At 68.9% G+C, this 14,247-nt stretch carries 12 protein-coding genes and 1 pseudogene; 4 read left to right on the top strand and 9 right to left on the bottom strand.

The annotated features are described in order from the left end of the window. Positions 1-5: 5 nt before the first annotated feature. The 8 genes and pseudogenes from HHAL_RS13620 to HHAL_RS11540 all read right to left on the bottom strand — a co-directional run bounded on the left by HHAL_RS13620 (position 6) and on the right by HHAL_RS11540 (position 7,672). Positions 6-386: a CBS domain-containing protein gene (locus HHAL_RS13620; RefSeq protein ID WP_276569347.1), complete on the bottom strand. Its 381-nt coding sequence runs from the start codon at positions 384-386 to the stop codon at positions 6-8. Positions 387-533: 147 nt separating this feature from the next. Beyond that, positions 534-1,775, bottom strand: a pseudogene (gene icd / locus HHAL_RS11565) (isocitrate dehydrogenase (NADP(+))); the annotation flags it as partial. Between the two features lie 111 nt (positions 1,776-1,886). Next, positions 1,887-2,849: a thioredoxin-disulfide reductase gene (gene trxB, locus HHAL_RS11560; protein ID WP_011815074.1), complete on the bottom strand. Its 963-nt coding sequence runs from the start codon at positions 2,847-2,849 to the stop codon at positions 1,887-1,889. Positions 2,850-2,916: 67 nt separating this feature from the next. Continuing rightward, entirely contained in the window at positions 2,917-4,323 is a 1,407-nt protein-coding gene (locus HHAL_RS11555) for an AmpG family muropeptide MFS transporter (RefSeq protein ID WP_011815073.1), read from the bottom strand. Next, positions 4,320-6,014, bottom strand: a complete 1,695-nt coding sequence (locus tag HHAL_RS11550) for a potassium channel family protein (RefSeq protein WP_011815072.1) — start codon at positions 6,012-6,014, stop codon at positions 4,320-4,322. The genes HHAL_RS11555 and HHAL_RS11550 overlap by 4 nt, the downstream gene beginning before the upstream one ends. Before the next feature lie 16 nt (positions 6,015-6,030). Continuing rightward, on the bottom strand, positions 6,031-6,414 hold the full coding sequence (locus HHAL_RS11545; protein ID WP_011815071.1) for a DUF6394 family protein: 384 nt from the start codon (positions 6,412-6,414) through the stop codon (positions 6,031-6,033). Positions 6,415-6,422: 8 nt separating this feature from the next. After that, entirely contained in the window at positions 6,423-6,635 is a 213-nt protein-coding gene (locus tag HHAL_RS13155) for an endonuclease V (RefSeq protein ID WP_081432233.1), read from the bottom strand. Next, positions 6,632-7,672: an NADP(H)-dependent aldo-keto reductase gene (locus tag HHAL_RS11540; protein WP_011815070.1), complete on the bottom strand. Its 1,041-nt coding sequence runs from the start codon at positions 7,670-7,672 to the stop codon at positions 6,632-6,634. Before HHAL_RS11540 ends, HHAL_RS13155 begins: the two co-directional genes overlap by 4 nt. A gap of 132 nt (positions 7,673-7,804) precedes the next feature. Between HHAL_RS11540 and xth the strand changes: the two genes are divergently transcribed. The 4 genes from xth to HHAL_RS11520 are packed head-to-tail and all read left to right on the top strand — an operon-like array spanning position 7,805 to position 12,169. Further along, positions 7,805-8,608: an exodeoxyribonuclease III gene (xth, locus tag HHAL_RS11535; RefSeq protein WP_011815069.1), complete on the top strand. Its 804-nt coding sequence runs from the start codon at positions 7,805-7,807 to the stop codon at positions 8,606-8,608. Then, positions 8,605-10,071: a 4-hydroxy-3-polyprenylbenzoate decarboxylase gene (ubiD, locus tag HHAL_RS11530; protein ID WP_011815068.1), complete on the top strand. Its 1,467-nt coding sequence runs from the start codon at positions 8,605-8,607 to the stop codon at positions 10,069-10,071. The genes xth and ubiD overlap by 4 nt, the downstream gene beginning before the upstream one ends. A gap of 36 nt (positions 10,072-10,107) precedes the next feature. Beyond that, entirely contained in the window at positions 10,108-11,115 is a 1,008-nt protein-coding gene (locus HHAL_RS11525) for a CDP-6-deoxy-delta-3,4-glucoseen reductase (protein ID WP_011815067.1), read from the top strand. After that, the gene (locus HHAL_RS11520) at positions 11,090-12,169 is read left to right on the top strand and encodes a phytoene/squalene synthase family protein (protein WP_011815066.1); all 1,080 of its coding nucleotides are present in this window, start codon (positions 11,090-11,092) and stop codon (positions 12,167-12,169) included. Before HHAL_RS11525 ends, HHAL_RS11520 begins: the two co-directional genes overlap by 26 nt. A gap of 20 nt (positions 12,170-12,189) precedes the next feature. Here the strand turns inward: HHAL_RS11520 and HHAL_RS11515 are convergent, their stop codons facing one another. Further along, positions 12,190-13,080, bottom strand: a complete 891-nt coding sequence (locus HHAL_RS11515; protein WP_011815065.1) for a fructosamine kinase family protein — start codon at positions 13,078-13,080, stop codon at positions 12,190-12,192. Between the last annotated feature and the right edge of the window lie 1,167 nt (positions 13,081-14,247).

Below are 14,247 nucleotides of genomic sequence, written 5' to 3'. Positions count from 1 at the left end.
TCGGCCTACTCGGGGAGGCCGAACTGCTCGACGCTGGCGAAGATGTCGGTATCGGAGATGATACCGATCGGCCGACCCTGGGTGTCGATGACCACCATGCGCCGGATGTTCTCCGCCCCCATGCGCTCGGCGCAGTCGAGCAGCGAGGTGTCCTCGGGGACGGTGATCAGTGGCCGCGTGGCTGCCTCGGAGATGCGCACCTGGCTCGGCTGCTTGGTGGCCGAGACCACCCGGCTGATCACGTCGCGCTGGGTCATGATGCCCATGCCCTCGGCCTCGTCCGGGGCGGGCTGGACCACCACCGAGGAGATCCGTCGCTCGCGCATCAGGTGCATGGCGTCCTCGACGCTGGTATCGCCGGACATGGTGACCAGGTTCGGGTTCATCAGGTCGGCCACCGTGTGCGGCACGCGGCCCGAGGCGACCATCTCCTCGAGCGGGGCCACCACCCGGCGCTGCTCGCGGGCCTGGCGCTCGGCCTCGATGGCCTCCTCGCGCTCGCGCTGGATGCGGTCGATGTCGATGGTGCCGTGCATCTGATCGATCAGCGCGTCGGCGAACTGGCTGGTCTTGACCTCGGTCGCCCCCTGCAGGGAACGGGCGAAGTCGTAGGTGACGATGCCGGCCCCGACCACCTTCTCGTAGGCGGCGCGGATCAGGTCCGCCGCCTCGCTCCAGCCGATGTGTTCGAGCAGCATGACGCCCGAGAACAGCAGCGAGCCGGGGTTGACCTTGTCCTGGTTGGCGTACTTCGGCGCGGTACCGTGGGTGGCCTCGAACACCGCCACGTTGTCGGACATGTTGGCGCCCGGGGCAATGCCGACGCCGCCGACCTCAGCGGCAATGGCGTCGGAGAGGTAATCGCCGTTGAGGTTCATGGTGGCGAGGACATCGAACTCGTTGGGCCGCAGCAGCATCAGCTGGAACATGATGTCCGCGATGCGGTCCTTGATGACGATCTTGCCCTCGGGGCGCTTGCCCCCGTAGGTGGCGTAGAGCTCCTCCTCGGTAATCGTCCGATCGGGGAACTCCTCGCGGGCCACCTCGTAACCCCAGGTGCGAAAGGCCCCCTCGGTGTACTTCATGATGTTGCCCTTGTGCACCAGGGTGACGCTCTCGCGATCGTGCTCAATGGCGTACTCGATCGCCTTGCGCACCAGGCGCTTGGTGCCGAAGGGGCTGATCGGCTTGACGCCGAGGCCGGCGCCGTCGAAGAATTCCTCGCCCATCTCCTCGCGCAGGAAGCGGGCCACCTTTTCGTTGTCGGCGCTACCGGCCTGGTACTCGATCCCCGCGTAGACGTCCTCGGTGTTCTCGCGGAAGATCACCACGTCGATGTCCTCGGGCCGCTGCAGCGGCGAGGGAACGCCGGCGTAGTGCCGCACCGGGCGGACACAGGCGTAGAGGTCCAGCTCCTGGCGCAGGGAGACGTTCAGCGAGCGGAAACCGCCGCCTACCGGCGTGGTCAGGGGCCCCTTGATGGAGATGAGCACATCCCGCAGCGCCGCCTTCGTCTCATCCGGGAAGTAGTCGCCGTCGTAGAGTGCGGCGGCCTTCTCGCCCATGAACAGCTCGGCCCAGTGGATCTTGCGCCGCCCGCCGTAGGCTTTCTCCACCGCGGCGTCCCAGATGCGCATGCAGGCGCGGTTGATGTCCGGACCGATGCCGTCGCCCTCAACGTAACCGATGATCGGGTTGTCCGGGACCTGCAGTCGGCCGTCGGACCCGACGGTGATCTTCTGGCCGCCCTCGGGGTATTGGATCTGTTGGCTCATGGCTCCTCCCGCTTGATTTCCTTTCGGCGGCGCGTGGCCGGTTCGGCTTTTGGCCGCGGTCCCGGCGCCTGTGAAAAACGGGCTCTATTCTCAATCAGCCCCCGGGGTCGATCAAGAATGGGCGAGCCGCTCCAGGTAGCGCTCGACATCCAGCGCCGCCATGCAACCGGTGCCTGCCGAGGTCACCGCCTGCCGGTAGACGTGATCGCAGACATCGCCGGCGGCGAATACCCCGGGGGCGCTGGTGGCGGTGGCGTTGCCGTCCAGGCCGCTGTTGACCCGGATATAGCCGCTGGACATGGCCAGTTGCCCCTCGAACAGGCCGGTGTTGGGCGAGTGGCCGATGGCGATGAAGACCCCTGAGACCTCGCGTTCGGAGACCTCTCCGCTATCAGTATGGCGCAGGCGGATGCCGGTGACGCCGCTGTCGTCGCCAACGACCTCGTCGAGGGCCCGGTTCCAGCAGATGTCGACGCGGCCCTGCTCGACCCGCTCCATCAGCTGGCGCTGGAGGATCTTCTCGGCGCGCAGGTTGTTGCGGCGATGGACCAGGGTGACGTGGGAGCAGATATTGGACAGGTACAGCGCCTCCTGGACGGCGCTGTTGCCGCCGCCGATGACCGCCACCGGCTGGTTGCGATAGAAGAAGCCGTCGCAGGTGGCGCAGGCCGATACCCCCTTGCCCATGAAGCGCTTCTCGGATTCGAGGCCGAGGTACTTGGCGCTGGCCCCGGTGGCGATGATCAGCGCGTCGCAGGTGTAGCGGTGCTGGTCGCCCTCCAGGGTGATCGGCTGCCCGGTGACGCGGGCGGTGTGGATGTGGTCGAAGATGATCTCGGTCTCGAAACGCTCCGCCTGGCGGCGCATGCGGTCCATGAGTTCCGGCCCCTGGATGCCTTCCGGCTCGCCGGGCCAGTTGTCGACCTCCGTGGTGGTGGTCAGCTGTCCGCCCATCTCCATCCCGGTGACCAGTACCGGCTCCAGGTTGGCCCGGGCGGCGTAGATGGCCGCGGTATAGCCGGCGGGGCCGGAGCCGAGGATCAGCACGTTGCAATGCTTGCTCTGTTGGGCCATGGCGTAACGACTCGTCTGGTTGCAGGGGTGGATGTTTGGTGCGCCCGGCGCACGGCAGGGGGATATGTTAGCGCTCTTGCAAGGGTGTCTCTACGTTGTTGCGCCCTGGCTGGTGGATGCGGTCCGGGTGGGCGTAGCGCAGCAGGACCAGGGCCAGCACGATGGCGGGGAGCCCGGCGGCGGCGGTGATCATGAAGAAGTGGACCCAGCCGACCTGCTCGGCGACGACCCCGGTGAAGCCGCCGAGAAACTGCCCCGGCAGGGTCATCAGCGAGCTGAACAGCGCGTACTGCGTAGCGGTGTAGGCGGTGTTGGTCAGGCTGGCCAGGTAGGCCAGGAAGACCGAGATCGCCATGCCGCCGGTCACGTTATCGGCCACGATGGCGGCGATCAGGCCGTAGATCTCCGGACCGAGGGTGGCCAGCCAGGAAAAGGTCAGGTTGGTCAGCGGTGCCAGGATGGCGGTGGCAATGAGCATCGGCGCGATGCCGATGCGGCTGACCAGTACGCCCCCGACGGCGGCGCCGAAGAGGGTCATGGCGAGCCCGAAGGCCGCCGCGATGTTGGCGATCTGGTCCTTGGTGAAGCCCAGGTCCAAATAGAAGGGGTTCGCCATCACGCCCATGACGATATCGCTGATCCGGAAGGTGGCGACGAAGACCAGGATGACGGTGGCCACCGGGAGGCCGAAGCGCTTGAAGAAGTCGGCGAAGGGGCAGAGGACAGCGCCGATCAGCCAGGCGGTGACCTGCCGGCGCAGGCCCTGGTGCCGGGTCCGTTCCAGGTAGTCGACGACCCGCTGCTCCAGCTGTCGGGTCGCGCTGGTCACGGCCACCTCGGGTTCGCGGATGAGCAGGGTGGTGGTCAGGCCTACGCCCATGAGCAGCGCCATACCGCCGTAGGCCAGGGTCCAGTTGCCCCAGGCCGCCAGGTGCAGGGCGCCGGCCCCGGCGGCGAGCAGGGCGATGCGGTAACCGAAGACGTAGGTGGCGGCCATGGCCGCCTGCCGGTGGCGGGCGGCGGCCTCGACCCGGTAGGCGTCGATGGCCACGTCCTGGGTGGCCGAGCCGAAGGCGGCGGCGACGGCGAATACGGCCACCAGGCCCAGGTGTTCGGTGGGGTCGGTCAGTGCCATGCCGAGCAACGAGCCGGCGACAAGGAGCTGGGCGAGAAGCATCCACGATCTGCGTCGCCCCATCAGGGGGCCGAGGACCGGCAGGGTGAGGCGGTCGACGAATGGGGCCCAGACCACCTTGATGCTGTGGGCGATGCCGACCCAGCTCAGGAAGCCGATGGCGGCGAGCTCGACCCCCATGTCCTGGAGCCAGGCGGTGAAGGTGCCGCCGACCAACAGCAGCGGCAGCCCCGCCGAGAAGCCCAGGAAGGCCATACCGATCACCCGCGGGTGCAGGTAGACCCGAAGTCCGGCGTAGCCGTTGCGCTCGATCGGTGGGGCGGTTGCGGAGTCGCTCATCGGCGTTCTCCCAGCCAGCGCCAGATGCTGCCGTCCGGGCGCTGCTCGCCGGTGATCAGGAAGCGCAGGGTGTTGCGGTGGAACAGCGTCCAGCGTAGCTGTGCGCGGGCCTCGGAAGTGCCGCAGCACAGCAGCCGGTCCCCCGCTTCCAGCGGGACCTGAGAGTCGGGCAGGGGCACCACGGCCTCCGGGCGGACCAGCAGCAGGGCCACGGCGTTCATGCCCTGGCCGCTCTGCTGGGGGTCGGCCAGGATGTCGCCAATGCACACCTCGGCCCCCTCACGGTGTAGCTCAATGATCGCCGGGCTGCGGTCCTCGCTGACGGTCAGGGTCCAGATCTCCGGCACACGCCCGGCGCTCACCTCGCGGATGCGTCGGGCCACCGCGGCGTGCCAGCTGCGATCGAAGCCGCGGGCGATGCGCAGGAACTCGGGCAGCAGCGGTGCGGTGATCAGGCTGAGCATGCGGGTGGCGATCAGGTAGCTCGGTTCCACCGGCATCTGCAATTGCGCCGCCTTGAACAGCGGCCGGTGGGCCATCTGATTCTCCCGGGCGGTGAGGTAGAGGTCCGGCTTGATGTCCCGGGCGGTCATGACGATGGAGAGATTGTCGGCGTCGTCGTCGGTGCCCGCGAGCACTGCCTCGGCCCGTTCGATGCCTGCCTCGCGCAGGGTGACGGCCTCAGTGCCCTTGCCGTAGATCGTGCCCTCCGGGGCGCCGGTCTGCTCCGGGGTTCGCTCGATGACAGTGTAGGGCACGTTGACCTTGTCGAGCCGGCGACAGACCGCCTTGCCGAAGCGCCCGTAGCCGCAGATGAGCCATCGGCCCGAGGGCGGCCGCGGGGGTTCGAAGAGCGGGGTGTTGGGCATCCCCGAGAGCCACTCGTAGACCCGGTGCATCTCCGGCTTGGTGATGGCCAGCGCCAGGCGGTCGGCGAAGGAGGAGAACGGGTCGACCACGTGGTCGGTGCCGAACGAGGCCATGTTGTCGGCCGTCGCCCGGTTCTCGGCCCGGCAGATGACGCGCTGCTCGGGGTGCAGGAGCTTGACGGTGATGGCGATCTGCAGGTTGGTGTGGTCGTCGTTGGTCACCGCCAGCACGCCGGCGCACTGGGGGTGGTCGAGGCCGGCGGCGCGGAGGTTCTCGGTGCCGTTGGCATCCGCCTGCCAGCCGGGGACGAACAGGCGCAGATCGCGGGTCTCGAGCTCGGCGATGCGCTCGCGGTCGGTGTCGAGCACGCTGGCCTCCCAGCCGCGCTCGGTGAGCGAGCGGACCAGCAACGAGCCGGTGTCGCCGTAGCCGCAGACGATCCAGAACGGGTCGGAGAGCCGGCGGACCCGCCGCCGGAAACGGCCGGCCTCCACGGTCCGCCGGAACACCGGGTCCTGGATCAGTCCGACGATGGTCACGATGGCGTAGAACCAGGCGATCACCGGCGGGTAGATGGCCAGCATGTAGCCGAAGCGCTGGGCGTAGTTGAACTCGTGGGGGTATTCGCCGAAGCCGATGGTCGGCGCCGTGTAGGTGAGGAAGTACAGGGCGTCGATGAAGTTCATCCGCCACGGCTCGCCATCCGGGTGCTCGCCGGGGATGGCCATGAGCACCAGGATGCCGAGCGCGTAGCTGCCGATCAGCACCAACAGCGGGCCACGCATACGGCGCAGCACCATGTAGAAGGCCGCGTTGCCCATGGACCGGTCCTGCGCCTTAGCGGTGGATCTTCACCGTCTCGATGATCAGCAGCGTCACCGAGACGACGTTGGCGACCAGTGCGCCGCCGGCCAGGGAGACGATGCTGGCCATGGTCATGTCGGTCAGGCCCACGCCAGTGCCGTAGACCGCGACGCCCCAGAGCACGGCGGCGGCGATCAGCTGCAGGTCGGCGACCAGGCTGGCCGCCAGCAGGATGGCGCCGATCTGCGTGCGCTCGCCGAACTTGAGCACCGTGGCGATCAGGTTGACCACGATGGCGGCGAACAGCTCCCAGGCGGCGTGGTGGTCCGGGTTGTCGATCGTCCCGTAGACGAACCCGAAATTCAGGGTTAGCGCCAGCAGGATGAAGAAGCCGAAGACGACCTTCTCAAGGTTCATGACTGCTCCTACGTGACTGGGTCCGAGGCCTTCGCGGCCAATTGATCGGCTTTGCGGATGGGCTCAGGCAGACGGTAGCGCGTGCAGCAGGCGAGAGCCCATTCCGTCGCTGTGGCGCAGTCTAAGCGGTGGCCCGGTGAGACGTACACGGGGCGGGCTCGATCCCGGGTGCGCAGCACGGTCCCGATGCGTTCGCCGCCGTCGTACAACGGGGCCGTCATGGGCAGGGGTTGGGGTTGGCCTGGTGGAGGGTGTCGATCTCCTGCAGGAGTGCCCCATCTAGGGCCAGCGCCCCGGCCTCCATATTGGTGCGCAGCTGCTCGGTGGTCGTGGCGCCGATGATCGTGCTGGTGCAGAAGGGCCGCTGGGTGGCGAAGGCGATGGCCATCTGTGCCGGGTCGAGGCCGTGCTTCCGGGCGAGGTCGACGTAGGCCCGGGTGGCGGTCACGCCCCGTTCGCCGGTGTAGCGCTGGAAGCGCTCGAAGAGGGTCAGGCGGGCCTCGGCCGGGCGTTGACCATCCAGGTACTTGCCGCTGAGCACGCCGAAGCCGAGGGGCGAGTAGGCCAGCAAGCCGCAGCCCTCGCGGTGGCTGACCTCGGCGAGTCCGACCTCGTAGCTGCGGTTGAGCAGGTTGTACGGGTTCTGGATGGAGACGATGCGCGGCAGACCGAGGCGCTCGGCCTCGGCGATGAAGCGCATGGCGCCCCAGGGCGTCTCGTTGGACAATCCGATGTGGCGGATCTTGCCAGCGTCGACCAGCTCGGCCAGCCCCTCCAGGGCGCGCCGGATGCGCTCATGCTCCCGCCCGTCGTCCTCGGGGCAGGGGTAGTCGAGTCGCCCGAAGTAATTGGCGGGGCGCTCCGGCCAGTGCAGCTGGTAGAGGTCGATGTAGTCGGTCCGCAGCCGCTGCAATGAGCCGTCCACCGCCTCGCGGAGCTGCTCGGGGGTGTAGGCGCGCTGGCCGTCGCGGATCGAGTCCAGCCCGGGGCCGGCGATCTTGGTGGCGATGACCAGATCCTCGCGGCGTGGCTGGCGGGCCAGCCAGTTGCCCAGGTACGCCTCGGTGCGCCCGGCGGTCTCGGCCCGGGGCGGCACGGGATACATCTCCGCCGCATCGATGAAGTTCACCCCGTGCTCGGCGGCGAGGTCGAGCTGGGCGTGGGCCTCGGCCTCACTGTTCTGTTCGCCCCAGGTCATGGTGCCCAGACAGATGGCGCTGACGCGTAGCTCGCTGTGACCGAGTGGGCGGTATTCCATGGGGGTGTCCTGCTGTCGGCTGCGATCCGCTCAGTGTCCCGGCAGCACGGGGCGACGGCAAGCCCCCCGCGGGGTCGTGGCGGCGTCGACAAGCCGTTAAGCTGAGGGCGACCGCCGAAGAAGGAGACCGCGGTGAAGATCGCCTCTTGGAACGTGAACTCGCTGAAGGTCCGCCTGCCCCAGGTCAAGGCGTGGGCGCAGAGCGCGACGCCGTCGGTCATCGCCCTGCAGGAGACGAAGGTCCCCGACGATCAATTCCCCCTCAAGGCGTTGCAGGAGGCCGGCTATCGGGCCGCCTTCGCCGGCCAGCGGACCTACAATGGGGTGGCCGTCCTCGCCCGCAGCGCCCCGCAGGACGTGGTGACCGATCTGCCCGGCTTTGCCGATACCCAGCGTCGGGTGCTCGCCTGCACCGTCTCCGGGGTCCGGGTGATCAACCTCTACGTGCCCAACGGCCAGGAGGTGGGGTCCGAGAAGTACGGCTACAAGCTGCGCTGGCTGGAGGCCCTCCACCACTGGGTAGCCCGGGAGCTGGAGGCCCACGAGCACGTGGTGGTCCTGGGCGACTTCAACATCGCGCCGCAGGCGGCGGACGTCCACGACCCCGCCGAATGGGAGGGCAAGGTCCTGTTCAGTCAGTCGGAGCGGGATGCGCTCCGCGGGCTGCTCAATCTGGGACTGGTTGACACCTTTCGGCTGTTCGAGCAGCCCGAGGGGCAGTTCTCCTGGTGGGACTACCGGGTCAACAGCTTCAAGCGCAACCGCGGCCTGCGTATCGATCTGATCCTGGCCAGCAGCGCCCTGGCGCGGGCCTGTGTCGCCTCCCGTGTGGATGTCGAGCCGCGCCGCTGGGAACGCCCGTCGGATCACGCCCCGGTGGTGGCCGAGTTCGACCCCGTGGTGCTGGGGGGTGCCGAGGGCGAGAGGTCGGCATGAAGTACCGCGACCTGCGCGAATTCCTCCACCATCTGGAGGCTCGGGGCGAGCTCAAGCGCATCCGTCACCCGGTGGATCCGTATCTGGAGATGACGGAGGTGTGTGACCGCACCCTGCGTGCCGGCGGGCCGGCGCTGCTGTTCGAACATCCGCGTGGCTACGATACGCCGGTGCTCGGCAACCTCTTCGGTACGCCCCACCGGGTCGCCCTGGGCATGGGGGCCGAGGAGGTTGCGGCGCTGCGCGAGATCGGCGAACTGCTGGCGTTCCTGCGACAGCCCGAGCCGCCCAAGGGGATGCGCGATGCCTGGAACCAGCTGCCGGTCTTCCGTCGGGTGCTGGACATGGCGCCGAAGACGGTGCGCAAGGCGCCGTGCCAGGAGCGGGTGATCGAGGGCGAGGACGTGGATCTGTCCCGCTGGCCAATCCAGACCTGCTGGCCCGGCGACGCCGGTCCGCTGATCACCTGGGCCCTGGTGATTACCCGGGGCCCGGAAAAGGAACGCCAGAACCTGGGCATCTATCGCCAGCAAGTCATCGGCCGCAACCGGGTCATCATGCGCTGGCTGGCCCACCGGGGCGGGGCACTGGATTTCGCCGAGCACCAGCGTCACTACCCTGGTGAGCCCTTCCCCGTGGCCGTGGCCCTGGGGGCGGATCCGGCGACCATCCTCGGTGCCGTGACCCCGGTGCCCGACGCCATCAGCGAGTATGCGTTCGCCGGTCTGCTCCGTGGCTCGAAGACGGAGCTGGTGACGTGCAAGGGGTCCTCGCTCCAGGTGCCCGCATCGGCGGAGGTGGTGCTCGAGGGCCATATCCACCCCGGCGATACCGCCGAGGAGGGGCCTTTCGCCGACCATACCGGTTACTACAACGAGACCGAGACCTTCCCGGTGTTCACCATTGATCGGATCACGCACCGCGCGGACCCGATCTACCACTCCACCTACACCGGCCGGCCGCCGGACGAGCCGGCCGTGCTTGGCGAGGCGCTCAACGAGGTCTTCGTGCCGATCCTGCGCAAGCAGTTCCCGGAGATCGTGGATTTCTATCTGCCACCGGAGGGCTGCTCGTACCGCCTGGCGGTGGTCACCATCCGCAAGCAGTACCCGGGCCACGCCAAGCGGGTCATGCTCGGCGTCTGGTCGTTCCTGCGCCAGTTCATGTACACCAAGTTCATCATCGTCACCGACGGCGACGTGGACGCCCGTGACTGGAAGGCGGTGGTCTGGGCGCTGACCACCCGCAGCGACCCCCGCCGGGATGCCACCTTCATCGATCACAGCCCGATCGATTACCTCGATTTCGCTTCCCCCATCTCGGGGCTGGGGTCGAAAATGGGGCTGGACGCCACCAATAAGTGGCCCGGGGAGACCGATCGCACTTGGGGGACCCCGGCTACCATGGACGAGGCCACCCGGGCCCGGGTGGACGCCTACTGGGCCGAACTCGGTCTTGATTGATGCGGCGCCGACCGCCCACGAACCAGGCAGAGGCTCATGACCTATACCGTGCGTTTCAGTGACGGCACCGAAATCGGCGTGGAGTCGGATGAGGCGATCCTCGATGCGGCCCTGCGCCAGGGGATCTCGTTGCCCTACGGGTGCCGCAACGGCGTCTGCGGGACGTGCCGGGCGCCGGTGCGTGCCGGCGAGATCGCCTATCCCGCGGGGCAGCCCAAGGCGCTGGAGGATGCTGAGCGGGCGGCCGGGGTGGCCCTGCTCTGCCAGGCCCGGGCCACCAGCGATCTGGCGGTGGACCTGGAGCCCCTGGGGGATGCGGCGGCACCGCCGCGGATCCTGCCGGCGCGGGTGGCGCGCCTGGAGCATCTGGCGCCGGAGGTCTGCCGCCTGTTCCTGCGCCTGCCCGAGGGCAAGCGGCTGCCCTTCCGGCCGGGCCAGTATATCGAGATCCTGCTCGGCGACGGCGCGCGGCGCGCCTTCTCCCTGGCCAGCTCGCCGCTGGACGACGAGCACCTCGAGCTGCACATCCGGCACATCCCTGGGGGGCGTTTTACCGATTACGTCTTCAACGAGATGCGTGAGGGCGAGCTGCTGCGCGTCGAGGGCCCGCTGGGGCAGCTCTACCTGCGCGAAGACAGCGATCGGCCCGCCCTGCTGGTCGGTGGCGGTACCGGCTTCGGTCCGCTCAAGGGCATCGTGGAGCATGCCCTGGCCCGCGGCGACCAACGTCCGCTCCACCTCTACTGGGGGACGCGCGAGCGCGCCGGGCTCTACCTCCACGACCTGGCCCGGGGCTGGGCCGAGGCCCAGCCCCAAGTGGACTACACCCCGGTGCTTTCGGAGCCCCGCGCCGAGGACCACTGGGCCGGGCGGGTCGGTTGGGTGCACGAGGCCGTTGTGTGCGACTACCCCGACCTCTCGGGCTTCGACGTCTACATGAGCGGTCCGCCACCGATGACCGAGGCCGCGCGGGCGGCCTTTCTCGAGCACGGACTGAACCCGGAGCGACTCTTCTACGATGCATTCCACTTCAGCCACGAGTGATCGCTACAGGGCGTACCGCTGGGCGGTGAACCGCGCCTATCAGGAGGCAGCGCTGCCCGGTGTGTCGCGTACCTTTGCGCTGACCATCCCGCAGCTGCCCGAGGTGCTGCGCGATACCGTCACCAACGCCTACCTGCTGTGTCGGGTGGCGGATACCATCGAAGACCATTCGGCCGCCGACGTGGAGGTCAAACACGACCTGATGCTCGGCCTCAAGGAGGCCCTGAACGGTGCCCGCGATCCCCAGCAGCTCGCCGGTCAGATCGAAGCCGTGCTCGACTGGGACACGCCGCCCGCCGAGCGTGACCTGGTCGTCTCGCTGCCGCGGGTGATCGCGGTCACCGGCGGCCTGCCGGAGGCCCACCAGGGGCCGGTGATCCGCTGCGTCTCGATCATGGGCGAGGGCATGGCGCGCTTTCAGCGCCTGCGCTCGCCGGTCGGGCTGGCCGACCGTGCGCAGTTCGAAGAGTACTGTTACTACGTCGCCGGCGTGGTGGGCGAGATGCTCACGGACCTGTTCATCCTCGAGGTCGAAGGTTTCGACGGCGATCGCGACGAGATGATGGACCTGGGGCGGCGCTTCGGCCTGGGGCTGCAGGCGACCAATGTCATCAAGGACGTCTGGGCCGACCGTGAGCGAGGCGTCTGCTGGCTGCCGCGGGAGATCTTTACCGAGTCCGGTTGCAGCCTGGGCCCGGACGCCGACTGGAGCGAGGATCCCGGGTTCCATCGCGGCATCGGTCGCATGATCGAGATCGGCGTCGAGCACATGGAGGCGGCGCGCGCCTACATCCTGCGCATCCCGCCGACGCAGCCCGGTATCCGCCGCTTCTGTGCCTGGGCGGCGACCATGTCCCTGGCGACCTTGCGGCAGATCCGGCGGCACCCCGGCTTCAAGTCCGGCGACGAGGTGAAGATCAGTCGCCGCCAGGTCCGCCGCCTGGCGGGACTGACCAACTACGCCGCCGAGCGCGACTGGGCCATGCGCACCGTGCTGGCCTGGAGTGGCCGCGGCTTGCCGCGGCCGCTGGTCCGCTCGTCGGGGCAGGGCTGAGCCACCGGGCGCTCGGTGGCTCAGCCGCCGATCTCGGCGAGGAGCCGGTCGATCAGGCGCTGCGATTGGCTCAGGTACATGCCGCCGAACAGGTTGAAGTGGTTGAGGACGTGGTAGAGCTGGTAGAGGTCCCGCCGGGTGGCGTATCCCGGGTCCCGGGGCCAGACGGCGTCGTAGCCTTCGTGGAAGGACGCCGGGAAGCCGCCGAAGAGCTCGGTCATGGCCAGGTCGGTCTCGCGGTCCCCGTAGTAGGTGGCCGGGTCGTAGATGACCGGTGCGCCGTCGCGGGCGAAACCGGCATTGCCGCCCCACAGGTCGCCGTGCAGCAGTGAGGGCGGCGGCGTGTAGCCGGGGAAGAGTGCCTCCAGCCGCGCAGCCAGACGCTCACCGGCGTCGATCACGCGTCGGCCCGCGCCGCGTTCGGCGGCCAGGCGCAGCTGATGGCGGAGCCGCCGCTCGCGCAAGAACGGGATCCACTCGTCGTGCCAGCCGTTGGGCTGCGGGGTTGCGCCGATGAAGTTGTCGCGGTGCCAGCCGTGCGCCGCGGCGGTGACCCCGTGCAGGGCCGCCAGCCCCTCCCCCAGGCGCCGGTAGCCGGCGGTATCTCCCCGCCCGGAGAGGTCCACATGCTCCAGCACCAGGAAGTACTGTCCGCCGTGCGTACCTTGGGCGACGGGGCGCGGCACCCGCAGCGCCTCGGCGGCGACCAGCTCGCGCAGGGCGTCGGCCTCCGTCTCGAACAGCTCGGCCCCGGCGGCATCGTTGACCTTGACGAAGAAACGCCGGTGCTCATCGCTGAGCGCGAACGCGTCGTTGATGCAGCCGCCTCCGGCGCCGCCCCGGCGGGCCGGCCCGAAGGGTTCGCCGGTGGCCTCGGTGATGGCGGTCTCGATGGTGCGTTGCAGATCCATGGCATGCACTCCTGCTGCTCGGGGGTCGGATGCCCGGAGGACAACGTGCAGAATAGGCGCCTTCGACTCAAGCGTCTCCTGTGCCCGGTTCCATCGATAGCGAGGTCTCCCGTGTCCCGACTCCCCCGTCCCCACGCCTTGCTCACTGCCAGTGCCGCGGCGGCCCTGATGGCCAGCGGCTGCGCTGCCCTCGATGAGGAGTACGAGGCCGCCCTACTGCTCAGCGACCTAGGCGCCGAGGGCCACGAAAAGACCCGCCTGCAGGATCGCGGCGGTGATCCGGAAGTGACCTCCGTCCGCTACGACAAGGGCCAGGGTGAGCGCGAGGCCGACCTCTACCGGCCCGACGGCGAGGCCCGCGGGAACCTGGTGCTGATCCACGGGCTGACCGAGCAGGGCAAGGACGATCGCCGACTGGTGGAGATGGCCGAGAGCCTGACCCGGGTCGGTTACCGGGTCCTGGTGCCCGAGGTAGAGGAGCTCCGTGAGCTGCGCTGGGGGCCGGAGAATCGCGACGACGTGGCTGATGCGGTGCGCCATATGGCCAACCGGGAGGCGAGCCGCGGTCTGCCCCTGGGGGTCAGCACCCTGAGCCTGATGAGCGGCCCGGTGCTGCTCGCCACCGCCGATGACGAATTGCGTCGGCGGGTCGAGTTCGTCGCCCTGATTGGCGGCTATTACGACATCGAGGCGTGGCTGCGCTACGTGACCACCGGTCATGACCCGCTGGCGGATGCCCGGGACGACCCGGAGCCCCGCCCGGAAAGCCGCTGGGTCCTCCTGCAGGCGCTGGCGGCCCGGGTGGACGAGGACGACCGGGAGTGGATGCAGCGCATCGCCGAACGCCGCCTGGACGATCCCGAGGCAGATATCACCGCCGAACGGGCGGCGCTGGGCGAGGAGGCAGCCGCCCTGGTGGATCTGCTGGTCAACGACGACCCGGAGGCCTTCGATGACGACCTGGCGGAGATCCCCGCGGCGTACCGCGAGGCGCTGGACGAGCTGGATCCCTCCCGCCACGACTGGTCGGACTACCACCCGGAGTTGCTGCTGATCCACGGCACCAACGACCCGGTGGTGCCCTTCTCCCACAGTGAGGCGCTGGAGGCCGCTGCCCCGGATGCGCACCTGTACCGCAGCGCCGGACTCGCCCATGTGGACCTGGAG

It is taken from the genome of Halorhodospira halophila SL1, from assembly GCF_000015585.1.
GTDB lineage: Bacteria > Pseudomonadota > Gammaproteobacteria > Nitrococcales > Halorhodospiraceae > Halorhodospira > Halorhodospira halophila.
The sequence above is the reverse complement of the archived record's forward strand: the minus strand, read 5'-3'. Positions and strand labels throughout refer to the sequence as shown.

Bases quoted from the DNA above. Each gene is read 5' to 3' on its own strand.
- HHAL_RS11515 (WP_011815065.1), bottom strand. From the start codon at position 13,080: ATGGATCTGCAACGCACCATCGAGACCGCCATCACCGAGGCCACCGGC.
- HHAL_RS11550 (WP_011815072.1), bottom strand. From the start codon at position 6,014: ATGGGCAACGCGGCCTTCTACATGGTGCTGCGCCGTATGCGTGGCCCG.
- HHAL_RS13155 (WP_081432233.1), bottom strand. From the start codon at position 6,635: ATGACGGCCCCGTTGTACGACGGCGGCGAACGCATCGGGACCGTGCTG.
- HHAL_RS11520 (WP_011815066.1), top strand. From the start codon at position 11,090: ATGCATTCCACTTCAGCCACGAGTGATCGCTACAGGGCGTACCGCTGG.
- HHAL_RS11525 (WP_011815067.1), top strand. From the start codon at position 10,108: ATGACCTATACCGTGCGTTTCAGTGACGGCACCGAAATCGGCGTGGAG.
- trxB (WP_011815074.1), bottom strand. From the start codon at position 2,849: ATGGCCCAACAGAGCAAGCATTGCAACGTGCTGATCCTCGGCTCCGGC.
- HHAL_RS11555 (WP_011815073.1), bottom strand. From the start codon at position 4,323: ATGAGCGACTCCGCAACCGCCCCACCGATCGAGCGCAACGGCTACGCC.
- HHAL_RS13620 (WP_276569347.1), bottom strand. From the start codon at position 386: ATGAACCCGAACCTGGTCACCATGTCCGGCGATACCAGCGTCGAGGAC.
- HHAL_RS11540 (WP_011815070.1), bottom strand. From the start codon at position 7,672: ATGGAATACCGCCCACTCGGTCACAGCGAGCTACGCGTCAGCGCCATC.
- ubiD (WP_011815068.1), top strand. From the start codon at position 8,605: ATGAAGTACCGCGACCTGCGCGAATTCCTCCACCATCTGGAGGCTCGG.
- HHAL_RS11545 (WP_011815071.1), bottom strand. From the start codon at position 6,414: ATGAACCTTGAGAAGGTCGTCTTCGGCTTCTTCATCCTGCTGGCGCTA.